Source organism: Rhodopseudomonas palustris, assembly GCF_003591005.1.
GTDB lineage: Bacteria > Pseudomonadota > Alphaproteobacteria > Rhizobiales > Xanthobacteraceae > Rhodopseudomonas > Rhodopseudomonas palustris_K.
The window spans coordinates 196,548-222,684 of the sequence record NZ_QYYD01000001.1; the positions used below are offsets into that span (position 1 = coordinate 196,548).

General features: G+C 64.1%; 21 protein-coding genes and 1 tRNA gene. 7 read left to right on the forward strand and 15 right to left on the reverse strand.

Annotated features, from left to right (window positions below; genetic code table 11):
* Positions 1-176: 176 nt before the first annotated feature.
* The 6 genes from tgt to coaD form a co-directional block, all read right to left on the reverse strand.
* Entirely contained in the window at positions 177-1,322 is a 1,146-nt protein-coding gene (gene tgt, locus D4Q52_RS00910) for a tRNA guanosine(34) transglycosylase Tgt (protein ID WP_119854649.1), read from the reverse strand.
* Positions 1,319-2,389: a tRNA preQ1(34) S-adenosylmethionine ribosyltransferase-isomerase QueA gene (gene queA, locus D4Q52_RS00915; RefSeq protein ID WP_119854846.1), complete on the reverse strand. Its 1,071-nt coding sequence runs from the start codon at positions 2,387-2,389 to the stop codon at positions 1,319-1,321. Before queA ends, tgt begins: the two co-directional genes overlap by 4 nt.
* Positions 2,390-2,520: 131 nt before the next feature.
* A complete protein-coding gene (locus D4Q52_RS00920; protein ID WP_054164827.1) occupies positions 2,521-2,988 on the reverse strand; it encodes a peptidylprolyl isomerase in 468 nt (155 codons plus the stop codon).
* On the reverse strand, positions 2,964-3,401 hold the full coding sequence (locus tag D4Q52_RS00925) for a hypothetical protein (protein ID WP_119854650.1): 438 nt from the start codon (positions 3,399-3,401) through the stop codon (positions 2,964-2,966). The genes D4Q52_RS00920 and D4Q52_RS00925 overlap by 25 nt, the downstream gene beginning before the upstream one ends.
* 7 nt (positions 3,402-3,408) lie before the next feature.
* Entirely contained in the window at positions 3,409-3,972 is a 564-nt protein-coding gene (locus D4Q52_RS00930) for a peptidylprolyl isomerase (RefSeq protein ID WP_119854651.1), read from the reverse strand.
* A 30-nt stretch (positions 3,973-4,002) separates the two neighbouring features.
* Positions 4,003-4,500: a pantetheine-phosphate adenylyltransferase gene (gene coaD / locus D4Q52_RS00935; RefSeq protein ID WP_119854652.1), complete on the reverse strand. Its 498-nt coding sequence runs from the start codon at positions 4,498-4,500 to the stop codon at positions 4,003-4,005.
* A gap of 332 nt (positions 4,501-4,832) precedes the next feature.
* Between coaD and D4Q52_RS00940 the strand changes: the two genes are divergently transcribed.
* Positions 4,833-5,090: a hypothetical protein gene (locus D4Q52_RS00940; protein WP_119854653.1), complete on the forward strand. Its 258-nt coding sequence runs from the start codon at positions 4,833-4,835 to the stop codon at positions 5,088-5,090.
* Between the two features lie 116 nt (positions 5,091-5,206).
* Here D4Q52_RS00940 and gyrA read toward each other — a convergent pair whose 3' ends face one another.
* The 6 genes from gyrA to D4Q52_RS00970 all read right to left on the reverse strand — a co-directional run bounded on the left by gyrA (position 5,207) and on the right by D4Q52_RS00970 (position 14,509).
* Positions 5,207-7,948: a DNA gyrase subunit A gene (gyrA, locus tag D4Q52_RS00945; protein ID WP_119854654.1), complete on the reverse strand. Its 2,742-nt coding sequence runs from the start codon at positions 7,946-7,948 to the stop codon at positions 5,207-5,209.
* 178 nt (positions 7,949-8,126) lie between these two features.
* Positions 8,127-9,500 carry a GTPase HflX gene (hflX, locus tag D4Q52_RS00950; RefSeq protein WP_119854655.1) on the reverse strand — a complete coding sequence of 458 codons (1,374 nt, stop codon included), beginning with the start codon at positions 9,498-9,500 and terminating at the stop codon, positions 8,127-8,129.
* Between the two features lie 11 nt (positions 9,501-9,511).
* Positions 9,512-9,760 (reverse strand): RNA chaperone Hfq, encoded by a 249-nt coding sequence (gene hfq / locus D4Q52_RS00955; RefSeq protein ID WP_002711839.1) that lies wholly within the window; start codon positions 9,758-9,760, stop codon positions 9,512-9,514.
* 179 nt (positions 9,761-9,939) lie between these two features.
* Complete coding sequence (locus D4Q52_RS00960) at positions 9,940-10,797, reverse strand: D-amino-acid transaminase (RefSeq protein ID WP_119854656.1); 858 nt, start codon at positions 10,795-10,797, stop codon at positions 9,940-9,942.
* Between the two features lie 38 nt (positions 10,798-10,835).
* On the reverse strand, positions 10,836-12,203 hold the full coding sequence (locus tag D4Q52_RS00965) for a sigma-54-dependent transcriptional regulator (RefSeq protein WP_119854657.1): 1,368 nt from the start codon (positions 12,201-12,203) through the stop codon (positions 10,836-10,838).
* A 17-nt stretch (positions 12,204-12,220) separates the two neighbouring features.
* Entirely contained in the window at positions 12,221-14,509 is a 2,289-nt protein-coding gene (locus D4Q52_RS00970) for a sensor histidine kinase NtrY-like (protein ID WP_119854658.1), read from the reverse strand.
* Between the two features lie 853 nt (positions 14,510-15,362).
* On the opposite strand from D4Q52_RS00970, the gene D4Q52_RS00975 reads away from it, so the two are divergent.
* Positions 15,363-17,906 carry a PAS domain-containing hybrid sensor histidine kinase/response regulator gene (locus D4Q52_RS00975; protein WP_119854847.1) on the forward strand — a complete coding sequence of 848 codons (2,544 nt, stop codon included), beginning with the start codon at positions 15,363-15,365 and terminating at the stop codon, positions 17,904-17,906.
* Between the two features lie 5 nt (positions 17,907-17,911).
* Here the strand turns inward: D4Q52_RS00975 and D4Q52_RS00980 are convergent, their stop codons facing one another.
* Positions 17,912-20,554, reverse strand: a complete 2,643-nt coding sequence (locus D4Q52_RS00980; protein ID WP_119854659.1) for an EAL domain-containing protein — start codon at positions 20,552-20,554, stop codon at positions 17,912-17,914.
* Positions 20,555-20,847: 293 nt separating this feature from the next.
* Positions 20,848-21,585 (reverse strand): lipoyl(octanoyl) transferase LipB, encoded by a 738-nt coding sequence (gene lipB, locus D4Q52_RS00985; RefSeq protein ID WP_119854660.1) that lies wholly within the window; start codon positions 21,583-21,585, stop codon positions 20,848-20,850.
* Positions 21,586-21,644: 59 nt separating this feature from the next.
* Here lipB and D4Q52_RS00990 point away from each other — a divergent pair, with 59 nt between their 5' ends.
* The 3 genes from D4Q52_RS00990 (at position 21,645) to D4Q52_RS01000 (ending at position 23,855) form a co-directional block, all read left to right on the forward strand.
* Positions 21,645-21,887 (forward strand): FliM/FliN family flagellar motor switch protein, encoded by a 243-nt coding sequence (locus tag D4Q52_RS00990; protein ID WP_119854661.1) that lies wholly within the window; start codon positions 21,645-21,647, stop codon positions 21,885-21,887.
* A gap of 78 nt (positions 21,888-21,965) precedes the next feature.
* Positions 21,966-22,050, forward strand: a tRNA-Leu gene (locus tag D4Q52_RS00995).
* A 1,151-nt stretch (positions 22,051-23,201) separates the two neighbouring features.
* On the forward strand, positions 23,202-23,855 hold the full coding sequence (locus D4Q52_RS01000; protein ID WP_119854662.1) for a methyltransferase domain-containing protein: 654 nt from the start codon (positions 23,202-23,204) through the stop codon (positions 23,853-23,855).
* Between the two features lie 226 nt (positions 23,856-24,081).
* Here the strand turns inward: D4Q52_RS01000 and D4Q52_RS01005 are convergent, their stop codons facing one another.
* Positions 24,082-24,753 carry a class I SAM-dependent methyltransferase gene (locus D4Q52_RS01005; RefSeq protein ID WP_182915181.1) on the reverse strand — a complete coding sequence of 224 codons (672 nt, stop codon included), beginning with the start codon at positions 24,751-24,753 and terminating at the stop codon, positions 24,082-24,084.
* Positions 24,754-24,866: 113 nt separating this feature from the next.
* On the opposite strand from D4Q52_RS01005, the gene D4Q52_RS26370 reads away from it, so the two are divergent.
* Both D4Q52_RS26370 and D4Q52_RS01010 read left to right on the forward strand, forming a co-directional pair.
* The gene (locus tag D4Q52_RS26370) at positions 24,867-25,004 is read left to right on the forward strand and encodes a hypothetical protein (protein WP_182915182.1); all 138 of its coding nucleotides are present in this window, start codon (positions 24,867-24,869) and stop codon (positions 25,002-25,004) included.
* Between the two features lie 338 nt (positions 25,005-25,342).
* On the forward strand, positions 25,343-26,128 hold the full coding sequence (locus D4Q52_RS01010; protein WP_119854664.1) for an ABC transporter permease: 786 nt from the start codon (positions 25,343-25,345) through the stop codon (positions 26,126-26,128).
* The last annotated feature ends 9 nt before the right edge of the window (positions 26,129-26,137 follow it).

Genomic DNA, 26,137 nt, shown 5'->3' on the forward strand with positions numbered 1-26,137 from the left:
ACTGGCCCGAGTTTTCAGTCAGCCTCGATAGCGCGACAACGCTTCAATCAATCCGTGAACGGCTCTAGAAGAGTATCCGGCGTTGCGGCCTGGCCGCGTCGGGCCGGCCTTCACGGCAGGGCCTATAGGCCAGCGACGCCGGCCGACAGACCGCGGCTGCCGACCGGCGGCTCGCGTCAGACCCCGGCCGCGTGGGGCGCAATGTCGCCGCGTGACCACCCTTCCCGCGTCCGTGCCCGGAACTCTTCAAAGGTGCCGGCGGCGATCGCGGCGCGGATGTCGCGCATCAGATGTTGATAATACGCGATGTTGATTTCGGACAGCAGCATCGCGCCGAGGGTTTCACCCGACTTGATCAGGTGGTGCAGATAGGCGCGTGAGCAATTGTTGGTGGAGGGCCAATCGCTGCCGTCGTCGAGTGGGCGCGGGTCGTCGGCGTGGCGGGCGTTGCGCAGATTGACCGGACCGAACCTTGTGAAGGCCACGCCGTGGCGGCCATTACGGGTCGGCATCACGCAGTCGAACATGTCGATGCCGCGCGCCACCGCTTCGAGCATGTCGTCGGGCGTGCCAACGCCCATCAGATAGCGCGGCCGATCGGCCGGCAGGATCGGTGCCGCCTCCTCGATCATCGCCAACATCACTTCCTGCGGCTCGCCGACCGCGAGGCCGCCGATCGCGTAGCCGTGGAAGCCGAGCTCGATCAGGCCGCGCGCCGAGGCGTGGCGCAGCTCCGGCACATCGCCGCCCTGCACGATGCCGAACAGCATGTAGCCCTCGGGCGCCCGTTCGAAGGCGCGCTTGCAACGCTCGGCCCAGCGCAGCGACAGCTGCATCGCCCGGTCGATATCGGCATGCTCCGCCGGCAGCCGCACGCATTCGTCGAGCTGCATGGCGATGTCGCTGCCGAGCAGCAGTTGGACTTCGATCGCGCGTTCTGGAGATAGTTCGATCGCGGCGCCGTCGATATGCGAGCGGAAGGTCACCGCGTGCTCGGTGACTTTGCGCAGCTGTGCCAGCGACATCACCTGGAAGCCGCCGCTGTCGGTCAGCATCGGCCCGTTCCAGGTGGTGAAGCGCTGCAGGCCGCCGAGCGCGGCGATGCGCTCCGCGCCGGGGCGCAGCATCAGGTGATAGGTGTTGCCGAGCACGATGTCGGCACCGGCGTCGCGCACCTCGCGCCAATGCAAGCCCTTCATCGTCCCCGCGGTGCCGACCGGCATGAAGGCCGGCGTCCGCACCACGCCGTGGGGCGTGGTCAGCCTGCCGGTCCGCGCAGCGCCGTCGGTGCCGAGCAATTCGAAATAGTTCGGCACGCTCATGCGGGCTCCCGGAACAGCAGGCTGGCGTCGCCGTAAGAGTAGAAGCGATAGCCGGTTTCGATGGCGTGCTGATAGGCTGCCTGCATCGTCTCCAGCCCGCAGAAGGCGGAGACCAGCATGAACAGCGTCGAGCGCGGCAGATGGAAATTGGTCATCAGCATATCGACGGCGCGGAAGCGATAGCCCGGCGTGATGAAAATCGAGGTCTCGTCGGCGAACGGCGCGATCGTGCCGTCCTCGCGCGCGGCGCTTTCCAGCAGGCGCAGCGAGGTGGTGCCGACCGCGACGATGCGGCCGCCCTTCCCGCGCGCCGCGTTCAGCGCGTCGGCGGTGGCCTTGCTGATGGTGCCCCACTCGGCATGCATCTTGTGCTCGGCGGTGTCGTCGGCTTTCACCGGCAGGAACGTCCCTGCCCCGACATGCAGCGTGATCCGGTGCAGCGCAATGCCACGCGCGGCCAGCGCCGCGTCGAGTTCCGGCGTGAAATGCAGCCCTGCGGTCGGCGCCGCGACGGCGCCTTCGTTCACGGCGAACATGGTCTGGTAGTCGGCCGCATCCTGCGCATCCGGAGCCCGCTTGGAGGCGATGTAGGGCGGCAGCGGCGTTGCGCCGAGTTCGGCGATCGCCTGGTCGAGCGCCGGGCCGTGGAAGCTCAGCGTCACCTCGCCGGCATCGCCCTTGGCTTCCACCGTAGCGTCGAGGTGGCCGAGCAGGCAGACCCGGCCGTCATGGCCGAACCGCACCACGTCGCCTACGTTCAGCTTTTTTGCAGGCTTTACCAGCGCCTGCCAGCGCGAGCCGTCGAGCCGCTTGATCAGCGTCGCGTCGATCTTCGGCTCGGTCGCGCGGCCGATGCGGCGGCCGGAGAGCTGCGCCGCGATCACCCTCGTGTCGTTGACGACGAGCTGATCGCCGGGGGCCAGCAGCGCCGGCAGATCGCGCACGGTGCGATCCTCGAGCGGAGCGCCCGGACGCACGACCAGCATCCGCGCGGCATCGCGCGGGCTCACGGGCCGCAGCGCGATGTTCTCGGTCGGCAGATCGAAGTCGAAAAGATCGGTGCGCATACAATGTCCGTCATCGCCGGACTTGATCCGGCGATCCATCCTCTTCGAACGATGGATGCCCGGGTCTCAAGCCCGGGCATGACACCTTCTATGTGACGATGCCCGCCACGAATGAGCGGACGTCGTCGTTATCAAGCCGCAGCGTCGGCGGCCATCGAGGCCTTGACGATCTTGTCCGGGTTCTGCACCGGCTCGCCGCGCTTGATCTTGTCGACGTTCTCCATGCCTTCGATGACCTTGCCCCACACCGTGTACTGATTGTCGAGGAAGCGGGCGTCGTCGAAGCAAATGAAGAACTGGCTGTCGCCGGAATCCGGATTGGCGGCGCGGGCCATCGAGGCGGTGCCGCGGACATGCGGCTCCTTGTTGAACTCGGCCTTCAGCTTCTTGCCCGAACCGCCGGTGCCGGTGCCCTGCGGGCAGCCGGTCTGCGCCATGAAGCCTTCGATCACCCGATGGAACACGATGCCGTCGTAGAAGCCTTCGCGCACCAGTTCCTTGATGCGGGCGACGTGGTTCGGTGCGAGGTCCGGACGCATCTCGATCTTGACCGGGCCCTGGGTGGTTTCGAGGATCAGGATGTTGTCGTTGTCAGCCATGCTCTCTTCTCGTCTGGTTTGTCGGGACTAATCCTGCGGTCGTCGAACCGCAGCGTGAAAGGACGTCCGGCAACGGCGTTGCCCATGCTGTCCGTGAACCGCAAGGGCGTGCACCGCTGCAATGTGTCCATGACCGCGATCCGATAAGCGAGGCTGTCGGACCGTGGGCTACTCTCGAAGGTGATCCGCGGCTTGCCGAGGATCGCGCCATCGCGTTTGAAGCTCACGCGCACCGTGATCTGCATCCCGGGATCGCCGGGCGAGAGTTGCGGCGAGCGCCAGCATTTGCTCAGTGCGGCGTACAACTGGTGCAGATTGTCGATCTGCGGCTGTTCCGCGTTCGCCGCATCGGGCGTCCATCCGTAGACGGCGCTCAACACTGCTGCGACGATGATGCGTCGGCGCGGCAGCATTGCGGCGTCACTTGATGTCGGAGGCGACCTGCACGTTGATCATCTTGTCGGGGTCGGTCACCGAACCGCCGGGCGAGCCGGCCGATGCCTTCTTCAGCTTGTCGACCACGTCCATGCCCGACACCACCTCGCCGACCACGGTGTACTGGCCGTTCAGGCTCGGACCGTCGTCGAACATGATGAAGAACTGCGAGTTGGCGCTGTCGACGCTGTCGCCGCGGCGGGCCATGCCGACCACTCCGCGCTTGAACGGCACCTTTGAAAACTCCTGCTTCAGGTTCGGATATTTAGACCCGCCGGTGCCGTTAAAATTCTGACCGTCGCCGGTCTGTGCCATGAAGCCGGCCATCACCCGATGAAACGGCACGTTGTTGTAGTAGCCCTCGCGCGCCAGCTGCTTCAGCCGCTCGGCGTGCTGCGGCGCAAGGTCGGGCCGGAGCTGGATCACGATGCGGCCCTTGGTGCTGTCGATGACCAGCGCGTTGGCCTTGTCGAGATTAGCGGGCAGCGGCTGCGCCAGCGCCGGCACGGCAAAAAGCAGCGCGGCGAAAAGGCCCATCAGACGGATCATGCAAACTCCGATCGGAAAAACGCAGCCGGCTCAGCCGGCCACTTTGGATTTCAAGGCAACCGCGACCTCCGCCGGCACGAAGGCCGAGACGTCGCCGCCCATCGCAGCGATCTGCCGCACCAGTGTGGCGGTGATCGGGCGGACGCCGACCGAGGCCGGCAGGAACACGGTGTGGATCGCCGGCGCCATGGTCTCGTTCATGCCGGCGATCTGCATCTCGTAGTCGAGATCGGTGCCGTCACGCAGCCCGCGGATCATCAGCGTGGCGCCGACCTGCTGCGCCGACGTCACCGTCAAGTTGTCGTAGGTGGTACAATCGAACTGACAGCCGGCCTGTTTGGCGACGGGCTCGAAGACACTGCGCACCATCGCCAACCGCTCGTCGGTCGTGAACAGCGGCTTCTTGCCGGGATGGATGCCGATCGCCACCACGAGTTTGTCGCATAGCGCGACCGCATGGCGGACGACGTCGAGGTGACCATTGGTGACGGGGTCGAAGGAGCCGGGATACAGCGCGATACGGGACATACCCCCGTCTAGCGCGGCCGCAAGACGCCCGCAAGCCGCAGAGGTTCCGGCAAACCGCCGGCTTTTATTTCGCCTAGCGAATTGAACCGAAATGCCGCCCCGCGCGTCTACCCGGCAGCAATGGGGACGCTGAAATCATTAAGGTTTTAGCGCGGATGTTTCATCGGCGCGAGCCGGCGAAACATTTCGGCAGCGCCAAGAAACGCAATCGCGGTGCGACGAAGACATCCGGAAACCGGCTGTGGGTACACCACCCGCACTGGGAAGCGACAAACACTTCCGGGCGACAAGGCGACAACAGGCCTGCCCGGGCTGGAAGACAGGGGACCGTGATGATCAAAGCTCTTTCCGCCGTCGCTATCGCGGCTTTCGCCGCTGCTGCCCTCACCATCTTGCCGGGCTTTGCGCCGCGCGTCGAAGCCAGCGTGCCGGTTGCGCTTGCCAAAGGCGATCGCCTTGACATCCGCCCGCTGGGCACCCGCTGTTCTGAGCAGGCTTGGCCGAATTTCGAGCCTTCCTGCCTGCGCAATTCCGACCGCCGCACCGCTCCAATCAATCAGGCCCGTCTGGTGACCGCGGAACGTCCGTGAGGTTTGTGCGTTAAGACTCAGAGTTTACCAAGCGCCTTCCCTCCAGGAGCGCTCTTCGAAGGCCCCCGGTATGCCCCACCGGGGGCCTTTCGATTCTGGGATGGTGCGGCGGCCGATTAGCCGCCGTTGCCGTTTTCCGCCTCTTCCGCTTCCGGAATATGCTCGACCGAGACGACCTTCTCGTCGTCGGCGGTGTCGAACACGATCACGCCCTGAGTCGAGCGGCCGGCGACGCGGATGCCTTCCACGGGGCAACGGATCAGCTGACCGGCGTCGGTCACCAGCATGATCTGATCCGAATCCTCGACCGGGAACGACGCCACCAGCTTGCCATTGCGGCTGTTCACCGACATCGCGCCGATGCCCTTGCCGCCGCGGCCAGTGGTCCGGTACTCGAACGACGAGGTGCGCTTTCCGTAGCCGTTCTCCGAAATTGTCAGCACGAACTGCTCGGAGGCAGACATCTCAGCGTAACGGTCGGGCGACAACGATGTCGTCACCTCGCCCTCCTCGGCTTCGGCCTCGGGCGCTTCGACGGCTTCGGCCTCCTCGCCCGTCGCCGCCCGGCGGAAAGCGCCGGATTGCTTGAGATAGGTCGTGCGCTCGGCCGGCGTCGCCTCGAAGTGGCGCAGGATGCTGAGCGAGATCACCTTGTCGCCATTCGCCAGCGCGATGCCGCGCACGCCCATCGAGGTGCGGCCGCTGAACACGCGCACGTCCGGCACCGGGAAGCGGATGCACTGGCCGCCGGCGGCGGTCAGCAATACGTCATCGCGCTCGGTGCAGATCTGCACGTCGACGATCGCCTCGCCCTCGTCGAGCTTCATCGCGATGATGCCGGAACGGCGGACGTCGACGAAATCCGACAGCTTGTTGCGGCGGACGTTGCCGCCGGTGGTGGCGAACATCACGTCGAGCGCGGCCCAGGACTCCTCGTCCTCCGGCAGCGGCATGATCGTGGTGATTCGCTCGCCCTGCTCCAGCGGCAGGATGTTGATCAGCGCCTTGCCGCGGCCGTTCGGCGGCGCCAGCGGCAGCCGCCAGACCTTCACCTTGTAGACCTGCCCGCGCGACGAGAAGAACAGCACCGGCGTGTGCGTCGAGGCGACGAACAGCCGCGCGACGAAATCTTCCTCGCGCGTCGCCATGCCGGAGCGGCCCTTGCCACCGCGGCGCTGCGCCCGATAGGTCGACAGCGGCACGCGCTTGACGTAGCCGGCGTGCGACACGGTCACCACCATATCCTCGCGCTGGATCAGGTCTTCGTCTTCGACCTCGCCTTCCTGCTCGATGATGGTGGTCTTGCGCGGCGTCGCGAACTCGGACTTCACGGCGCCGAGCTCGTCCTTGACGATCGTCTGCACCCGCGCGCGCGAGCGCAGGATGTCGAGATAGTCGGCGATCTCGAGCGCAAGCTTGTCGAGTTCTTCGGAAATTTCCTCGCGACCCAGCGCGGTCAGGCGCTGCAGCCGCAGATCGAGGATCGCCTTAGCCTGCTCGAACGACAGCCGCGCGGTGCCGTCCTCATTGAGCTTGTGGCGCGGATCGTCGATCAGCGTGATCATCGCCGCGACGTCTGCCGCCGGCCAGTCGCGCGACATCAGGGTTTCGCGCGCCGTGTTCGGATCCGGCGAATTGCGGATCACCCTGATGATCTCGTCGATATTCGCCACCGCGATGGCGAGGCCGACCAGGATGTGGGCGCGGTCGCGCGCCTTGTTGAGCAGGAACTTGGTGCGCCGCGTGACGACCTGCTCGCGGAAGGCGACGAACACCTGCAGCAGGTCCTTGAGGTTCATCAGCTGCGGCCGGCCGCCGTCGAGCGCCACCATGTTGGCGCCGAAATTGGTCTGCAGCGGCGTGAACTTGTAGAGCTGGTTGAGCACGACTTCAGGCACCGCGTCGCGGCGCAGTTCGATTACCACGCGGAAACCGTCGCGATCGGATTCGTCGCGCAGATCGGAGATGCCTTCGATCTTCTTTTCGCGCACCAGGTCCGCGATCCGCTCGACCATGGTGGCCTTGTTCACCTGGTACGGGATCTCCGAGACGATGATCGCCTCGCGGTCCTTGCGGACGGTCTCGATCTCGACCTTGCCGCGCATCACGATCGAGCCGCGGCCGGTGTTGTAAGCGGAGCGAATGCCGGCGCGGCCGAGGATGATGCCGCCGGTCGGGAAGTCCGGGCCCGGCACAATAGCGTTGAGATCCTCGATCGACAGCGCCGGATCGTCGATCAGCGCCACGCAGGCGTCGATGACTTCGCCGAGATTGTGCGGCGGGATATTGGTCGCCATGCCGACCGCGATGCCGCCGGCGCCGTTGACCAAAAGGTTCGGAAACTTCGCCGGCAGAACCTGCGGCTCGCGCTCGGAGCCGTCGTAGTTGGGCTGGAAATCGACCGTATCCTTGTCGATATCGTCGAGCAGCGACTGCGCGATCTTGGTCAGGCGGGATTCGGTATAGCGCATCGCCGCCGGCATATCGCCGTCGACCGAACCGAAATTGCCCTGGCCATCGATCAGCGGCACGCGCATCGAGAAGTCCTGCGCCATGCGGACCAGCGCGTCGTAAACCGACTGGTCGCCGTGCGGGTGATACTTACCGATGACGTCGCCGACGGTGCGCGCCGACTTGCGATATGGCTTATTCCACTCGAAGCCGTTCTCGTACATGCCGTAGAGAATGCGGCGGTGCACCGGCTTCAAACCGTCGCGCGCGTCGGGCAGCGCACGCGCCACGATCACGCTCATCGCGTAATCGAGGTAGCTCCGCTTCATCTCGTCGAGAATGGAAACGGGGCGGATGTCCGAGGGCGCCTGCGGCTCCCCGGTCTTCTCGTCGTCTTTGTCGGACAAGGATGAGTTCCGGTCTGAATCTGATGCGAATCATATACCGCATCGCCCCCGGGCAAGCCACCCTCGCGGGTCCACTTTGACAGCTTTTTCCTGCCGTTTTTCCAATGACTTAACGCGCATCGACACGGAGGCGGGAAACACTCCTAGACGGCCTGTTCGAGCGCGGTCGAAAGCGCCGCTAGTCCTCGCGTATGACGGCCTGAAAGCGCTCGATAATGGCGTCGCGCTTGGTCTCGTCGGCACGTACCGTCATGACATAGCGACCGTCCTGCAGCTCCTTCGACAGCACCTCGGCATTGCGATGCAGCCAGCTCACGCCGGCGCCATCGGCGGCGTCGATGGTCAGATCGAGCACTGTGCGGGTCGCGGCTAGGCGCTGCTCGATCGCCAGCAGCAGGGGGTCGACGCCCTCGCCGCTGACGGCGGAAACGAGAAACACCGGATGCTCCGGATCGCGCCGAGCCGCGACATTGGCCAGTTCTTCGCGCTGCTCGGGCTCGAAACGATCGATCTTGTTCCAGACTTCGAGAACGCGGCCACTGCTCGCATCGACGCCGAGCTGTCGCAACACGGTGTCGACGTCGCGCTCTTGGGCTTCGGCGTCTTCGTGGCTGATGTCGCGGACGTGCAGGATCAGGTCGGCTTCCAAAACCTCTTCCAGCGTGGCGCGGAAGGCGGCGACGAGCTGGGTCGGCAGGTTGGATATGAAGCCCACGGTGTCCGACAACATCGCCTTGCCGCCATGCGGCAAACTCAAGGCGCGCAGCGTCGGGTCGAGCGTGGCGAACAGCATGTCGGCCGCCTGTACGTCGGCTCGCGTCAGGCGGTTGAACAGAGTCGACTTGCCGGCATTGGTGTACCCGACCAGCGCAACGACGCGGTAAGGTACCCGCTGCCGGCCGGCGCGGTGCAGCCGGCGGGTCGCCTGGACCTTCTTCAGCTCGTTCTCGAGCCGGCTGATGCGATCGCCGATGAGGCGGCGGTCGGCTTCGATCTGGGTTTCACCGGGACCACCCATGAAACCGAAGCCGCCGCGCTGACGTTCGAGGTGGGTCCAGGACCGCACCAGCCGCGAGCGCTGATAGTTCAGATGCGCGAGTTCGACCTGCAGCGAGCCTTCCTTGGTCTTGGCGCGGCGGCCGAAGATTTCCAGAATGAGGCCGGTGCGATCGAGCACCTTGGTGTTCCAGGCCTTCTCCAAATTGCGCTGCTGGATCGGCGACAGCGCGCAATCCATCACCACCAGGTCGGCGTGATGCGCGGCGATGATGCCGACGATCTCCTCGACCTTCCCCTTCCCCAGATAAGTCGCCGGCCGGATCTGGCTGATCGGCGTCAGCACCGCCTCGGCGACGTCGAGATCGATCGCACGCGCTAACCCCGCCGCCTCGTCGAGGCGAGCGTCGTTGTCGCGCACCGCGCGATGCTCGATGGCGTCAGCATCACCCTTGCGGACACGCAGATACGGCCCGACGACGATCACGCGTCCGGTCTGGCCGTCGGCCGACGCCTGCGGGCGGTCGGCGCCCCCGTCGAAGCTACGGGGTTCCAATCAGAACCGTCTCAAGCTGGAGAATCCTCGCCGCCTTCGAACAACTGGATCGGGGCGCCGGGCATGATCGTCGAGATCGCATGCTTGTACACAAGTTGTGAATGTCCATCGCGTCGCAGCAATAGGCAGAAATTATCGAACCAAGTGACAATGCCTTGCAACTTGACTCCGTTCACCAGAAAGATCGTCAGAGGAGTCTTCGTCTTACGAACGTGGTTCAGGAAGGTGTCTTGTAGATTCTGAGCGCGGTCTGCCGCCATTTTTATTCCCGCAATTGGAATTGGTATTTTCTTGCCACAACGCATCTCTCTTCGGAGCTTCGCCGCGGTTGCCGTCTTCCCTGAGATCCCCCTCCGGAAGCCGAGAGTCGATTAGAGGGCACGCGTGCTTGTTAGGCAAGCAGCTAAATCGGACGCAAGCCGTTCCGTGACACGAAAAGTCAGGAAAAGCTGGCGAAGCGGTGGAATTGCTCGCGCAGCCGCAGCGCAACCGGACCGGGCTTGCCGCTGCCGATCACATGCCCGTCGATGGTCACCACCGGCATGACGATCATGCTCGCTGCCGTGGTGAACGCCTCGGCTGCTCCGGCCGCCTCCTGCGGCGTGAACGGCCGCTCCTCGAAGTGGATCTGCAGCGCTTCCAACGCTTCGATCAGCACGCCTCGGGTGATGCCCGACAGGATCCCCGATTTGTCCGGTCGGGTGACGACCCGGCCGTCCTGGGTGACGATCCAGGCGTTGCTGGACGAGCCTTCGGTTACAAAGCCGTCGCCATCGACGTACCAGGCTTCATAGGCTCCCGCTTCGCGCGCGGCCTGCTTGGCCAGCACGTTCGGCAACAGCGCGGTGCTCTTGATGTCGACGCGCGGCCAGCGATTTTCCGGCACGGTGATCACCTTGATGCCGCGCGCGCAATTGTCGGCGCCCTTGGCAGGGTCGATGCTGCGCGCGGTGACGACCACGCTCGGCCGCACCGGCTTGGTCGGAAAGCCGTGGTCGCGCCGCGCCACGCCGCGGCTGACCTGCAGATAGACGATGCCGAACCGCACGCGGTTGCGCTGCACGACCTCGTGCATCACCACCGACAATGCCGACAGCGGCATCGGCTCGGCGATGCGCAGTTCGGACAGCGAGCGCTGCAGCCGCTTGAGATGCCGCGGCATATCGACCAGCTGGCCGCTGCGCACTTCGCACACTTCGTAGACGCCGTCGGCGAACTGATAGCCGCGGTCCTCGATATTGACGCTGGCGTCGCGCATGTCCTGATAGCGGCCGTTCACATAGGCGATACGCGACATCGGTTGAGTCCAATGTTGATTGTTGTGGAAGAAACGGATCAGCCGACGCCGAGCGCCTTGAGCTTGCGGTGCAGCGCCGAGCGTTCCATGCCGACGAATTCGGCCGTGCGCGAGATGTTGCCGGAGAACCGGCTGATCTGCGCGATCAAGTAATCGCGCTCGAATACTTCGCGCGCCTCGCGCAGCGGCAGGCCCATGATGTGCTCGCCGTTGTTGCCGGTCGGCATCGTCGGCACCATCGAGCCGACGTCCTGCGGCAGCATGTCGGCGGTGATCACCGCATCCGGTCCGCCGCCGGCCAAAATCATCACGCGCTCGACGTTATTGCGCAGCTGGCGGACGTTGCCGGGCCAGACATGCGACTGCAGCACCGCCATCGCGTCCTGCCCCATCTGCCGCTTCGGCAGGCCGGTCGCGGCCGAGATCTGATCCATGAAGTACTCGATCAGTTCGGGAATGTCCTCGCGGCGCTCCGACAGCGGCGGCACCCGGATCGGCACCACCGACAGCCGGTGATACAAATCTTCGCGGAACCGGCCGGCCGAAATCTCTTCTTCCAGATTGCGCGCGGTCGACGAGATGATGCGGACGTCGACGTTCACTTTCGCCGTGCCGCCCGAACGCTGAAACGTCTGCTCGACCAGGACGCGCAGGATCTTGTTCTGGGTCTCGCGCGGCATGTCGGCGATCTCGTCGATGAACAGCGTGCCGCCATGCGCCTCTTCGAGCGCGCCTGCCTTGCGCGGATGCTCGCCGTTGGGCTCGATGCCGAACAGCTCGACCTCCATCCGCTCCGGCGTGATCGCCGCGGCATTGATCACCACGAACGGACCGTCGGCGCGGCTCGAGGCGTTGTGCAGCGTGCGCGCGGCGAGTTCCTTGCCGGAGCCGGACGGGCCGACGATCATGATCCGGCTGTTGGCCTTGGCGGCACGCTCGATGGTCTGGCGCAGCTGGTTCATGCAGGCCGAGCGGCCCATCAGCGTCGAGGCCGACGGCGCCTGCTGTTTCAGCTCGCGCACTTCGCGTTTCAGCCGCGAGGTCTCCAGCGCGCGCGTCGCCACCAGGATCAGCCGGTCGGCCTTGAACGGCTTCTCGATGAAATCATACGCGCCGCGCTTGATCGCCGCGACCGCGGTTTCGATGTTGCCGTGGCCGGAGATCATCACCACCGGCACTTCGGCATGTTCCTTCTTGATCTGCTCGAGCAATTGCAGGCCGTCGAGCTTGCTGCCCTGCAGCCAGATGTCGAGAAAGATCAGATGCGGACGACGCGTCGCGATCTCCGCCAGTGCGGAATCGCTGTCGCGCGCGGTGCGGGTGCTGAAGCCCTCGTCCTCGAGGATGCCGGCAACGAGATCGCGGATATCCGCTTCGTCGTCGACGATCAGGATGTCATTCGCCATGTGTCACGCCTGTCAGTTCAGCCGCTGCTCGCGACTTCTCTCGTTGTTTCGTTGCCCGCTTTGGCTTTTGGTTCACCGGCCGGCGGCGCCACGGGCTGACCGGACATCGCGAACCGCAATCGCATCCACGCCCCGCGTTGGCCGGGCCTAACTTCGGATGCGTCATTCAGTTCGATACCGCCGCCATGATCGACCAGCACGCGTCCGACGATCGCAAGACCGAGCCCGGTGCCCTTCTCGCGCGTGGTCACGTAGGGTTCGAGCAGACGCGAACGGCTTTGTTTGGGCAAACCGATGCCGTTGTCGATGACGTCGATGACGATGTCGTCGCCGTCGCGCGCCGCGACGACCTCGATCTTGCCCTTGCCGAGTTCTTCCGGCGGCACCGCCTCGATCGCCTCGGCGGCGTTCTTGATGATGTTGGTGAGCGCCTGCGAGATCAGGCGCCGATCAAATCGCGCGCGCAGCGGTTCGTCCTTGATGTCGGCTTCGACATCGACATCGGGATGGCCGACCCGCATCAGGAACACCACCTGCCGCACAGTGTCGGCGACGTCCTCGCCTTCGATCACCGGCTTCGGCATCCGCGCGAACCGCGAGAATTCGTCGACCATGCGTCGGATGTCGTCGACCTGGCGCACAATGGTGTCGGTGCATTGTTCGAAGATGCCTTTGTCTTCGACGATGACTTTGCCGAACTTGCGCTTGATCCGCTCCGCCGAGAGCTGGATCGGGGTCAGCGGATTCTTGATCTCGTGCGCGATCCGGCGCGCGACGTCACCCCATGCCGAGGTGCGCTGCGCCGAAACCAGCTCGGTGATGTCGTCCAGCGTGATGATGTAACTGTCGCGGGTATGCCCGGTCTGCTCCGGCGTCACCCGGACCGACAGGATGCGCTCGCGACCGTCGCGGTTGATGGTGATCTGGCCCTGCACCAGCCGCTGCGAGCCTTCGCGCGCATTCGCCATCATCTCGTCGAGCTCAGGAATGACTTCCGACAGCGGATGGCCGAGCGTCTCCGACTCCGAATGGCCGATCAGCTTCTCGGCCGAGCGATTGAGGATGCCGATGCTGAGCGATCCGTCGACGCCGATGATGCCGGCCGAGGCCGACGACAGCACCGCCTCGATGAAGCGGCGCCGGCTATCGATCAGGTCGCTGGCGCTGACCAGTTCGTCGCGCTGGGTCCGCAGCTCCTGCGTCATCTTGTTGAAGGTCTCGCCGAGTTGCGACAGATCGCCCTCGGATTTGAACACCGGCACCTGGACCTGCAGGTCGCCGGTCGAGACCAGCTTGGCAGCGCCCATCAGGCGGCGGATCGGGGCCACCAGCCAGTTGGCGAAGTTGAGCCCGAGCAGCACCGCCGACATCAGCACCGTCAGCGCGATCACGGTGAACATCAGCGCGAACGCGACCTGCACGCCGAGCCGGCGCGACTCGATCTCGGCATATTCCGCAACGCTCGCCTGGGTCTGGCGCAGTTGCGCCACCACCCGCGGATCGAGCAGCCGCGCCACATACAGGAAGGTGTCGTCGAAGCCCTTCAGCCGGATCACCGCGGCAACGTAGTTGGCCTCGATGAACACCGCGATCTGCGGCTCGCTGTCGTCGACATTGCTGAGAAATTCAGGCGCCGGCGTATCGAAATCGCGCTGGATGCCGGTCTGGGCCGAAGCCAGCACCTCGCGATTCTTGTCGATCAGCATCGCGCCCGGCAGATTGCGGGTCTTGGCGCTGGCGGTCAGAAACTCCTGAAAAGACTTGCGGTCCTGGTCGAACAGCGGCCGCGCATGGGAGATGTCATTGGCCATGCCGAGAATGTCGCCGCGGATCAGCTGGCCGTGCTCGTGCAGATAGGCATTGGCGACGATCAGTGAATTCTGGATCACCGCCCGAGTCGGGCCGGAGAACAGCCGGTCGAGGCCGCGGTCGAGCGTGACGTTGGCGACGATCGACACCAGCACCGCAGGCAGCACCGCGATCACCGAAAACAGGCTGACGACCTGAACGTGCAGCCGCGCCGCCGCTCGGCCGCGCCGCCGCGCCTGGATGATCTTCCAGACCTCGTGGACGATGATCCCGACCAAGAGCGCGATCGTGGCGCCGTTGATGAGCAGGAAGGTGATCACGACGTCGCGGCTCGGCGAGATCGGCGTCAGGCCGGTCAGCACGACGAAGGTCAGAAAGGCCGACAACAGTGCCAAGCCGACCGAAATCGGCGCCAGCAGCTTGCGCCAGGTGGCGGTGCGCGGCTCGGCGATCGACGTGTCGTCAACGGATTGGGCCGACGTCTCTGCAGTGGTCATTCTGGCAATGGGTCAACGAAAGCGGACAATCGCCCGTCAGGCAATCGGGTGATGCATTCCTACAACATTGTTGCTCAATTGCGACAATATCGCGGCGCGACGCCCAAACCACCTCGGCCGACTACGCGGTCCACAGCCAAAAGAAGGGTCTCTCTGCTAGGCACCTACCTTTCCACGCGTCATGCCCGGCCCTGTGCCACTGCTGTCCGGTTTAAGTTGGAAGGCAAAACTGCGAGTCGTGTGAGTCACTTACGGCTGTTCCGCCGTCACTCGAATACTTGCTAACCTTAGGCAAACCCCTGCGAATGGCTCGATTGTGGTCGCCGCCGGCACCCCCACCTGTCATGCCGCCGAGGCGCGATCTCCAAAAGATCGAATCTTGTCAAGGCGAATTGCACCAATGGCGAGTCGTGGCAGCAAGTCGCAAACGTTTTGTCTAAACCGGACAGCAGCGGCACAAGGCCGGGCATGACGCGTTGATAGGAAAGTGCAGAATTTTAAGGGCCGCATTTTCGGCCAGGCTCTCAGGATGACGAATCCGCAGTTGCGGAGGCGTTGTCGCTTCAATCAATCGATAAAGCGGCCTAGACACATTCTAGACTGACGACGCGACGGCGCGCGTGTGTTGACGTCGACCGGGTCGCTGTTTCGCTGGGTTTTTTGACAGTCATATCTTTTGATGGCAGATGCAACGAAGCCGGCGTTCGAACATTGTCAGGCCGGCGCGTTCGGGAAATCCAGGTCGGCAACTTCCCGATCGAGCTGAGCCTCGACCAGCCGTGTCTCCGTGAGCCAATGAAGCCGAACGCCGACCGTGTCTGAATCGCAATTGGGACTGCCGAACCTGGCCGGGATGCACGCCGCCGTGCACGCCCATGATTGGGCTGCGACGCCGCTCGGCCCGCCCGATCGCTGGTCGCCGCCGCTTCAGATTACTGCGGCGACGATGCTGTCGTCGGCGATCCCGTGCTTCGTGGTCTGGGGGCCACATCAGACGCTGCTCTACAACGACGCATACGTCGAACTGCTGGCCGGCCGCCATCCGGATGCGCTGGGGCGTAGCTTTCGCGAGGTCTGGCCTGAAATCTGGTCCGACCTCGAGCCTCTGGTCAGCCGCGCTTATGCGGGGGAGGCGCTGTCGCAGCAGAACCTGCCGCTGCGCATGCGGCGCAAGGGCTACGACGAGGAGACCTGGTTCACCTATTTCTACACGCCGGTGCGGCTCGACGACGGCGCCGTAGCCGGCTTTTTCGGCGGTTGCCTTGAGAACACCGAGTCGATGCGGAGCAGCAAGGCGCTCGAGGAGGCCAACGCCAAGCTTCAGCAGGCGCTGGCCAACCAGAGAGCCGCGAACGATGCGGTCGGCCGCAGCGAGGCCCGCTACCGCGCACTGTTCGAAGCAATCGACGATGGCTTCTGCATCATCGAATTCTTCGACGGTCCGCACGGGCCACTCAGCGACTACATGCATATCGAAGCCAATGCCGGCTACGAGAAGCAGACCGGGATTCCCAACATCGTCGGCCGCACGCTACGCGATCTGGTGCCGGACGAAGCCGACGGCTGGGCCGAGCTGTATCGCAAAGTGCTGCTGACTGGTCAGCCGATCCATTTCGAGCGCGAGTTTCTCGCGATCAACCGCATCATAGAGGTCTCCGCTACCCGGCTCGAACCGCCGGAACTGCGTCAGGTCTCGGTGCTGTTCCGCGACATCACGGCCCGCAAGCAATCCGAGGTGGCGCTGCGCGAGAGCGAGACGATCGCGCGCGAGAACGTGCAGCGGGTGCAACTCGCGCTCGCCGCCGGCGCCATTATCGGCACATGGCTATGGGATCTGCCGAGCGACCGCTTCACCGTCGACGAGGCGTTCGCGCGCTCGTTCGGTCTCGACCCGGCCAAGGGCCGCGAAGGCCTCAGCCTGGCGCAGGTCGTGGAGACCGTGCATCCCGACGATCAGGCCGGGCTCGCGGAAGCGATCGCCGAAGCGATCCGCCGTGGCGGTCCGTATGCGCATCAGTACCGGGTGCGCCGCGCCGACGGCAAGTACTACTGGCTCGAAGCCAACGGCCGTGTCGATCACGGCCCCGACGGCACCCCGCTGAGCTTCCCCGGCGTGCTGATCGACGTCGACGATCGCCGGGCGCTGGTCGAAGAGCGCGACCGCGCCATCGCCGAGTTGCGCGCCTTGAACGAGACCCTGGAGCAGCGTATCGCCGAGAGCCGCGCCGAGTTGATGCGCTCCGAAGCGCAGCTTCGGCAATCGCAGAAGATGGAAGCGGTCGGCCAGCTCACTGGCGGCCTGGCGCACGACTTCAACAATCTGCTGGCCGGCATCTCCGGCAGCCTGGAGATGATGAGCGCCCGTATCCGTCAGGGCCGGCTCGGCGAAGTCGACAAATACATGGTGGCGGCGCAAGGCGCCGTGAAGCGGGCGGCGTCGCTGACGCATCGGCTGCTCGCCTTCGCGCGGCGCCAGACGCTGACGCCGACCGCCGCCAACGTCAACCGGCTGGTGAGCGGGATGCTCGATCTGATCCAGCGCACGGTGGGGCCGGGGATCGAGGTCCAACACGTCGGCGCCAGCGGGCTGTGGCCGGTGCTGGTTGACGTGCCGCAGCTCGAAAGCGCGCTGCTCAACCTGTGCATCAACGCCCGCGACGCGATGCCGGACGGCGGCAAGATCACGATCGAGACCGGCAACCGCTGGATCGACCGGGCGCAGGCGAAGATCTACGACATCCCGACCGGGCAGTATGTCTCGCTGTGCGTGTCCGACACCGGCACCGGCATGAGCCGCGACGTCATCGCCAAGGCGTTCGACCCGTTCTTCACCACCAAGCCGATCGGCAAGGGCACCGGGCTCGGCCTGTCGATGATCTACGGCTTCGCGCAGCAGTCCGGTGGCCAGGTGCGGATCTATTCCGAGGTCGGCGAAGGCACGATGGTCTGCATCTATCTGCCCCGTCATCGCGGCGAGGCCGAGGAAGACGAGCGCAGTCCCGACTCCGGCGTGATCCCGTTCGCCCAGACCGGCGAAACCGTTCTGATCGTCGACGATGAGCCCACGGTGCGCATGCTGGTCGCCGATGTGCTCGGCGATCTCGGCTACACCGCGCTGGAGGCCGCCGACAGCCTCGGCGGGTTGAAAGTGCTGCAATCCGACGCGCGGATCGATCTGCTGGTCACCGACGTCGGGCTGCCGGGCGGCATGAACGGCCGGCAGTTGGCCGATGCGGCGCGTGAGACGCGGCCCGGCCTCAACGTCCTGTTCATCACCGGCTTTGCCGAGAATGCGCTGCTGAACAACGGGCAACTCGAGCCGGGCATGGCGGTGCTGACCAAGCCGTTCGCGGTCGATACGCTGGCGGCGCGGATTCGCGAGCTGATCTCGAAGTAATCAGTTCAGTGCTGCAGAGCGCGTCCGCTGTCGCGCCGCGGCGGCGCGATGTGCGTCGCCGGATGGGTTGACGTCTCCAGCGCCGCGCCGCCGAGGCGGCGCATCATCGCGTTCGCCCTGCGTGCGGTGTAATCCAGCAGCCAGTTCTCGAATTCGCAGGGCCGCAGTGCCGGTGCGTACAGAAAGCCCTGCACCACGTCGCAGCCCAATTCCGTCAGCAGCGCAAGCTGGCCTTCGGTCTCGACGCCCTCGGCCACCACGGTCAGCTCCAGGCTCTGGCCGACGCGGACCACGGTGGTGACGATCGCGCGCGCATTGGCGTTGCTTTCGATGTCGCGCATGAAGCTGCGGTCGATCTTGAGTTCGCGGATCGGCAGCTGCGTCAGCCGGCTGAGGCTGGAATAGCCGGTGCCGAAATCGTCGAGCGACAAGCCGACACCGAGGGCGCGCAGCGCATTCATCGTTTCGATCGCCTGGGGGCGCTCGTTCTGCACGACGCTTTCGGTCACCTCGAGCATCAGCACGTCGGGCGGCAGCCGGTGCTCGGCGAGAATGTCGGCGACGACGCAGGCGAGGTTGGCTTTCTGGAAATTGGTCGGCGACAGGTTGACCGAGACGTAGGGAATGTCGACCCCCTGGTTGCGCCACAGCACCATTTGCCGGCACGCGGCGCGGATCGACCACAGCGCGATCTGCTCGATCAGACCGCAATCTTCGGCAAGCGGGATGAATTTGGCGGGCGAGACCTCGCCGAGCAGCGGATCGCACCAGCGCGCCAGCGCTTCGACGCCGTGAATAGCGCCATCGGACGTGCTGATCTGCGGCTGATAGCGCAGCTCCAGTTCCTCGTTGGCGACCGCGAGCCGCAGCGCCGTGCTGTAGGCCATGCGTTCTTCGGCAAGTCCGTTCATCTCGGCGCTGAAGAACCGCCAGGTGGCGCGGCCGGCACGCTTGGCCTGATACATCGCGGTGTCGGCCTGACGGATCAGCATGTCGATGTCGGCGGCATGGTCGGGATAGAGGCTGATGCCGATGCTCGCGGACATCGGGACCTGGCGCGTGCCGATGCCGAGCGGCGGCGTCAGTGCCGCCGAGATCCGTGCCGCAAGCTGGCCGGCCTCGGCGGCGCTCCGGCCGGGCATCACGATGACGAATTCGTCGCCGCCGAGCCGGCCGAGCATATCGTGCGGCCCGAGTTGCGCGCGCAGGCGGTGCGCGAACTCGACGAGAAACTCGTCGCCGGCCGAATGGCCGAGCGTGTCGTTGACGTCCTTGAAATTGTCGACGTCGAGGAAGGCCAGGGCAACGTGCTCGCCCGGTGCGCAGGAGTTCGTCGCGGCTGAGATCAGATCGCGCAGCCGGGCGCGATTGGGTAGGCCGGTGAGCATGTCGTGATAGGCCAGCCGCTCGATCTGCGCGCGGGATTCCTTGCGCTCGATCGCGAGCGCGCCGAGATCGACGCAGGAGTCGATAATCTGGCGATGCCAGCGGCTCGGTGCCCGGCACTCGCGGAAGTAGAACGCGAAGGTCCCGATCACGCGGCCGTCCTTGGACTTGATCGGCGACGACCAGCAGGCGCGCACGCCGACCGAGAGCAGCCGATCCTTGTAGGGCTGCCAGGCGGGATCGCTGTCGATGTCCATCGCCAGCACCGGCCTGCCGATGTAAGCCGCAGTGCCGCAGGAGCCGACCGCTGCGCCGATCGCGATCCCGTCCAGCGCCTGCGAGTAGTCCGGCGGCAAGCTCGGGCCGCCGAGCGGGTGGATCAGGCCAGCGGCGTCGATATGCAGCAGCGACGAAATGACGTCGGGCGCGATCGTCTCCACCAGCCGGCAGAGTCGGTCGGCGATCTCGGTGATGGCAAGTTCGTCGGCCAGCAACGCCAGCGTCAGCTGCTGCAACGAGCGCAGCTGCTTGGACTCGGAGATGTCGGTCAGCAGCGCGAACATGTAGTCGGACTTGCCGCTGCCGCTGCGCAGCGCCTTGATGTCGGCCGAGATCCAGATCTCCTCGCCGTTCTTGTCGTAGGCCAGGATCTCCTGTTCGCCGCCGCCATTGTCGCGCAGCGCCCGTCGCAAGCCGGCGAGCGAGCGGCGATTGGTGTAGCGGCCGGCCAGCAGGTCGGTCGGGCGGCGCCCCTTGGCCTGACGCGGCGTGTAGCCGAACATCCGGGTGAAGGCGGGGTTGGTGTAGATGATGTTCTGCTCGGCGTCGGTGACGAATACGGCGCGATTGGTCCGGTCGGTGATCGACCGCAGCATCGCGATGCTTTCCGGCAGCTCGATGTCGAGCGCGATCTCGCGCGCACGGGCAATCGTGTAGGTCGCGCCGGCGATCTCGGCGCGGACCACCGACAGCGCCGCGGGGGTGAAATTGCCGTGGCGGTCCACGATGCCGATCTCGCAATGAACGCTGTCGCCTTGCGTCAGACCGGGCGCGCTGACCGGCTGGCGGAGTTCTTCGACGCCCAGACAGACGACGTGACGGCCCAGCACTGCCGCGCGATCGAGATCCCACAGTGCCTCTGCTGCAACGTTGAAGTAGGTGACGCGGTGATCGACATCGATGATCACCACTGCGTCGGGAGCCTTGTCGAGAGCGAGCAGCCGGATTTCGGCGTCTGCGGTCGTGCGGTCGTCTCTGTGCATGGACCAATCTCGACCCGTTGGAAGGGTTCTGTTTGAATATTCGAATTTCGGAAGCAGCGTGAGGCGTAGGAATGATCAAACCGTTGGTTCGGTCCGTCATCGGGCCGGCAGCCCGGTTTCATCCTTAGCTTTCCGTTGCGGCACCTCCGTAAAATCCCGGCAGGATGTCGTGATGCGGAACAATTTGCGCGGATCGGCTATTCATCGCACCCCGCCAAGGACCGGGTCAGTACCCAACCCTCCAGCAATCGGAAGCGGCGCAAACGAGCAGGTGCCCGCGATCGTGGCGGCTGTCAGCGCTGCGCCGTCGGGACCGCAACCACCGGCCCGAAAATCTCAGTGAATGCCGCCCGCAGCGCGACGTCGACGTCCGGCATCGTCACCGGCAGGCCGAGATCGACCAGGCTGGTGACGCCGTAGCGCGGGTCGCTGATGCCGCAGGGGACGATCGCCTGGAAGTGGCTGAGGTCCGGCTCGACATTGATGGCGATGCCGTGCAGCGACACCCAGCGCTTCAACCGCACGCCGATCGCCGCGATCTTGTCCTCGAAGCCGGCGCCCTTGTCGGGGCGGGCGACCCAGACCCCGACTCGGTCTTCACGCCGCTCACCGCGGACGTTGAAGGCGCCGAGCGTGGCGATGATGAGCTGCTCGAGCGCCGCCACATAGGCGCGGACGTCGGGGCGCCGGCGCTTCAAGTCGAGCATGACATAGGCCACGCGCTGGCCGGGGCCGTGATAGGTCAATTGGCCGCCGCGTCCGGTGGCGAACAGCGGAAACCGCGGGTCGAGCAGGTCGGTGGCCTGGCCGCTGGTGCCGGAGGTGTAGAGCGGGGGGTGCTCGAGCAGCCAGATCAGCTCGGCCGATTCGCCGGCCGCGATGGCCGCAGCGCGCGATTCCATCGTCGCGACAGCATCGGAATAGGGAATCGGCGCATCCGAGATCAGCCATTCGGCCGGGGGACCGCCGGCGACGGGCGCAAAACCGGCCAGATCCAGCGTCTGACGGGCGGAGGCGGGGGCGTTAATCATTGGATAACCATACCGTGGTCAAGCTCGCACAGTTCCACGCCTCAGCAGTTCGGATTCCAGTGCCAACACTCGATAAAGTCCCGGTCGACCTCATGGTGGTGCTCGGCACCACTTCGATGCCGATTCACCAGGTTTTGCGCCTCAGCCGCGGCGCCATCATCGAACTGGACGCCAGCGAGGCCGACGAGGTCAAGATCCTTGCCAATAACATGCCGATCGCCAGCGGTGTTGTGCTGGTCGATCGCAACCGCATCGCGGTCGAAGTCAAACAGATGTTGACGCGATCGCCAGATCGTCGATGACGGCCTTGTACCCCCTTCATTGATTTGTTAAATGGGCGCCGTCGATCCGGTCGGGCGCCCAGCCCAGACTGATCCCAAGCGCTCGTGGCGGAATTGGTAGACGCGCTGCCTTGAGGTGGCAGTGAGTAAAATCGTGGGGGTTCGAGTCCCTCCGAGCGCACCACGCAGACATTTGCGGCCTCTATCTCTTTGATTTTCAAGTTTGAATTCCACGGTGGCCACGCGAAAACTTGAGTGGGGACGCGAACCTTCACGGTCTGGCCAATAGCCGACCGCGCCGGTCGACAACTCGCTGCCTTGCGGCCCCCGCGGTGAGACGCCACTGCCTATCTTGCCAGCCAAAGGTAGCCCTGAGCTGGTGCACCGTAGGGCCGTTCTCAGCGGCCTCCATCGCAGCCCGTGCCGGCAGTTGCTTGGAACCGTGCGCGCGTGATTGCTCGACGTGTTCATGTATGAGGCTTGCGTCGTGGCGATAGGGCGGTCACACCACAAAATCGCGAGGCGCGGTTCTAGATGCTCCACAACCGGGACATCCATTGATCCGCGGAGATGGCTGCCCTGTTGCGGGTGATCTCTCGGTCAAGCCGGAAGCGGCGCGTGGGGCTGTATCGAGGTTCGGAAACAGCCTTACGCAGCGCGATGGTTTGCACGATATCAGCATGCAAAGCTGAAATGCCTGCACGGCCTTAGCACGAGCGCACTGCAAAGCTCAGAGCGCAACGCTCGCGCATGCCTGCGACTCGACCAATGGAGCGGTTTCGGAATGGCGACGCGATCGAAGAAGGACGGAAAGCCGCTCCCGGCAACTTCAGACGGAGCTACGATACAATTGACCTATCTTTGCGGGCAAGTTTGCAGTCGCTACTTCTGGCATCAGGGCGATCGTCTCGTTCGTTGCGCCAGCCTTAGAAAACGCCGGTGACTTGATGCACTGGTGTTTGCCTGTCCGCTACGCGTAACACCAACATCGGCATCTTCGCGAAAGCCCGGGAAGGCACAGCACATTCGGTGCAATTGCGATCGGAACAACGTCAGGCGTCGCACTCGACGTTCCAAGCCAGGGTTCGAAAGTAGTTTGAATATGGCCTCGCATATTCGTTCTTCAGGTGCCGTCGTAGCTGAGGGCGTTCAGGTATATGGTCGTCGCCTGCGACCGGAAAAGTGGGAAGGCTAGCAGCTTGGGCCTATGTCTGACCGCTAATACCCCCGCGGGCATCCGGTCAAGACGGCGCCTCTGTAGTCGGGCGCGCCTTGTGCCGGTTCTCCCTGCAGGGCATAACTGAGGCGGTCGTTAATTCAAGGGATCGCGGGAAAATGAGCTTGGCCGAACAGTGGCTTGAGGGCCACAAGCATCATAGCGCTGATGCCGCAATGCGAATTCAGAACGCCAGACGGTGTCTTTCGATCGTCTCGGACCAAATTCCCTTCAAGAGTGTCATCGACTTCGGATGCGGTATCGGTGCGTGGTTACATGCCGCTACCGATCTCGGCGCGGAGAAGGTGATCGGCATCGAGGGCGATTATATTCGGAATGCCGACACGGTCGTCCCGCAATCGCTCATAGAGACGCGAGACCTCGCGACGTTCGAGACTGATTGGAATAAGAAATTTGACGTTGCGATGACGATTGAGGTGGCCGAGCATCTGCCCGAGGCTGCGGCGAATGGATTTGTGCGGATGCTAACCAGCGCATCGGACGTTGTGATCTTTTCTGCAGCGCGTCTCAATCAAACGGGGCTGGGGCACATTAATGAGCAGCCGTTAGGATACTGGATCTCGAAATTCGACTTGCTGCGATATGTCCCGCTGGAGATTTTTAGGCCGCATCTGGCGAATGTTGAAGGCATGTATCCGTGGCTTCGGATGAACCTGATCATGCTTGTTCAATCGAAAAAGCTTGAAGAACTTCCGCATCTTCATCAGTTCTCCAAGCCGTTGGCGGATTTTGATAAGCTTTGGCCCGGTTAGAGGATTGTCGCGCGCTCAACGATCAAGCTCGCGAAGCGATAGGATGCTTAAGAGCTCAGCTCGCGCGGCGGCTTCGACTTCGGCTATTTCGGTGAATTTGAATTTTGCTAACAGTGGGCGACGTCGGGCTCATCGATGGTCGACTTGGCGGCGCTGGCGAACGGATCGCTCACGAACTGATTGCTGCGGGCCGGCGTGTTCCGGACTTCCGTATTCCGGACTTCCGTTAAAGTTCGGCGTCCGCTGGCGCGCTGTTGTCTGAGACAGGCTTCCGGCAAATGATCCAAACCACGATCGGCACGTGTCGCTCATTGTATGTAGCCAACTTAAAAGTTGGATGAGTTTCGTCGTCGGGCACGGGGGTCATACGGTGACCAAGCATGATATGCAGCCACGCTAGGCGATTTCCCCATCCATCGACCTCGATAACATCCAGCCCAGCTTGCTCAGCCAACCATCGCAAGCCGTCCGGTCCGAAACGCCAACAGTCAAGCGGGGCCGGGTGAAGTTCCATGATGAAAGGCGTGGCGTTGAGCATGAAGCCGCCGGGCTTAAGTAGGGTAGCGAGATCGCGGTAGAGTTTCGGGATATCGCCGCGGACATGCTCCATCACCTGGTCTGAGAAAATGAAGTCGAAGCTCTCAGGCTCGAACGGAAGATTGCAAACATCATATTCCGGATATTGAACGTTGGTCAGCGTAGCACTCGTTACGCCGCTTTCTTTCGCTATCCGCTGCGAGCCTGAGATACTCAGTGCAGTTTTCCCAGGCGCATCGTGAGCCTTTAGGCAATCCTTCAGGCTACGATACATCTGGAAGCGAGTGATGTGATCGCCTGTTTTGGGAGCGTCCTTCGATGATCGCTCGATTAGATCGGCGATGTATTTGAGCGTATCCATTCCGCAAAAATCTCCCTGACAGCGTCGGCTCGTGGCTACGCCAGCCTGACCGCAGCTACGGAAAATTACGCTTACGAGACCCCGGCGACAAGGCTGCGGATGATCGGGCCGCAATGGGGCGGCGCATCTCCGAACAAAACTTGACCTTCTTACGCAACCTCGTCGGCATATTGCGTGCGGTCGATCTGGTGCGCTTCGACGAGATGCCGCCTGGTATTGCATCAATGCTGTTCAACGGCGCGGTGAACTGAATTCCTTCGCAGGCGATCAAATCGGCTCAGCGCGCGCTGGGCCTGACCCCGGACTGGGCGACGTGACGCTGGCGTGCACGATCAGCGCCGTCGATCATGACAGGCCGGTGCAAGGCCAATCTTGATCGCCAGAAACGCCTGCCCAACGCAACGTGCAAAGAATCTGCGCGGGCTGCACAGCAATCGACCTCTGTATGAGTACAAATTCATCTGCGGCGAGCAAAATTTCAATATGCAAATTTGCACATCATGTTGCACATTTGGGCGTTTTCACGTGGCGGCAATGCGCGATGATGAATGCACGACCTGCCGCCGATTAGTACGGACATTTGAGCGTCATGCGAAATCCCATCTCGCAACTCACCACCAAGCGACTGCGCCACGCGGGTGAGCTCGCGTTCGGGCCGATCGCTCTGTTCGTGGTGTGGTGGCTCGCCGCGCGCGGCGGCTGGGTCAACAAGGATCTGCTGCCGCCGCCGACGGACACACTGCGCGACACCGCGGTCAATCTGTGGTCGGGCAGCATGAGCAAGGACATCGCGCATACGATGGTGCGGGTCGGTTACTCGATCGCGATCGCCATCATCGCTGGCGTGCCGATCGGCATCGTGCTCGGCGCCAAGGCGGCGGTGTATCGCTCCGTCGAGTTCATCGTCGACTTCTTCCGCTCGACGCCGGCAACCGCGATGTTTCCGCTGTTTCTGCTGCTGTTCGGGCTCGGCGATCTCGCCAAGATCGCGGTGGCGGCATTCGCCGCGTGGCTGGTGATCGTGTTCAACGTCGCCTACGGCGTGATGAACGCGCGGCAGACCCGCGTGCTCGCCGCGCGCTCGATGGGCGCGTCGTCGCTGCGCATCTTCCGCGACGTGATCTTCTTCGAGACGCTGCCGCAGACTTTCGTCGGCCTGCGCACCGCGGTGTCGCTGGCGCTGGTGGTGATCATCGTCGCCGAGATGTTCATCGGCGCCACCGACGGCATGGGCCACCGCATCATCGATGCGCAGATCTCTTACTCGCTCACCGACATGTACGGCTCGATCCTGATCGCCGGCGCGCTCGGCTATGGCCTCAACCTCGTGCTGCTGTTTCTCGAACGCTCGCTGATTCACTGGTCCGGCAAATAGCCGCACCGC

What these genes read in the sequence shown, in the direction of transcription:
- tgt (WP_119854649.1), bottom strand. Translation starts at nt 1,322, where the DNA reads ATGAGCGTGCCGAACTATTTCGAATTGCTCGGCACCGACGGCGCTGCG.
- queA (WP_119854846.1), bottom strand. Translation starts at nt 2,389, where the DNA reads ATGCGCACCGATCTTTTCGACTTCGATCTGCCGACCGAGAACATCGCG.
- D4Q52_RS00920 (WP_054164827.1), bottom strand. Translation starts at nt 2,988, where the DNA reads ATGGCTGACAACGACAACATCCTGATCCTCGAAACCACCCAGGGCCCG.
- D4Q52_RS00925 (WP_119854650.1), bottom strand. Translation starts at nt 3,401, where the DNA reads ATGCTGCCGCGCCGACGCATCATCGTCGCAGCAGTGTTGAGCGCCGTC.
- D4Q52_RS00930 (WP_119854651.1), bottom strand. Translation starts at nt 3,972, where the DNA reads ATGATCCGTCTGATGGGCCTTTTCGCCGCGCTGCTTTTTGCCGTGCCG.
- coaD (WP_119854652.1), bottom strand. Translation starts at nt 4,500, where the DNA reads ATGTCCCGTATCGCGCTGTATCCCGGCTCCTTCGACCCCGTCACCAAT.
- D4Q52_RS00940 (WP_119854653.1), top strand. Translation starts at nt 4,833, where the DNA reads ATGATCAAAGCTCTTTCCGCCGTCGCTATCGCGGCTTTCGCCGCTGCT.
- hfq (WP_002711839.1), bottom strand. Translation starts at nt 9,760, where the DNA reads ATGGCGGCAGACCGCGCTCAGAATCTACAAGACACCTTCCTGAACCAC.
- D4Q52_RS00960 (WP_119854656.1), bottom strand. Translation starts at nt 10,797, where the DNA reads ATGTCGCGTATCGCCTATGTGAACGGCCGCTATCAGGACATGCGCGAC.
- D4Q52_RS00965 (WP_119854657.1), bottom strand. Translation starts at nt 12,203, where the DNA reads ATGGCGAATGACATCCTGATCGTCGACGACGAAGCGGATATCCGCGAT.
- D4Q52_RS00970 (WP_119854658.1), bottom strand. Translation starts at nt 14,509, where the DNA reads ATGACCACTGCAGAGACGTCGGCCCAATCCGTTGACGACACGTCGATC.
- D4Q52_RS00975 (WP_119854847.1), top strand. Translation starts at nt 15,363, where the DNA reads ATGCACGCCGCCGTGCACGCCCATGATTGGGCTGCGACGCCGCTCGGC.
- D4Q52_RS00980 (WP_119854659.1), bottom strand. Translation starts at nt 20,554, where the DNA reads ATGCACAGAGACGACCGCACGACCGCAGACGCCGAAATCCGGCTGCTC.
- lipB (WP_119854660.1), bottom strand. Translation starts at nt 21,585, where the DNA reads ATGATTAACGCCCCCGCCTCCGCCCGTCAGACGCTGGATCTGGCCGGT.
- D4Q52_RS01000 (WP_119854662.1), top strand. Translation starts at nt 23,202, where the DNA reads ATGAGCTTGGCCGAACAGTGGCTTGAGGGCCACAAGCATCATAGCGCT.
- D4Q52_RS01005 (WP_182915181.1), bottom strand. Translation starts at nt 24,753, where the DNA reads ATGGATACGCTCAAATACATCGCCGATCTAATCGAGCGATCATCGAAG.
- D4Q52_RS26370 (WP_182915182.1), top strand. Translation starts at nt 24,867, where the DNA reads ATGGGGCGGCGCATCTCCGAACAAAACTTGACCTTCTTACGCAACCTC.
- D4Q52_RS01010 (WP_119854664.1), top strand. Translation starts at nt 25,343, where the DNA reads ATGCGAAATCCCATCTCGCAACTCACCACCAAGCGACTGCGCCACGCG.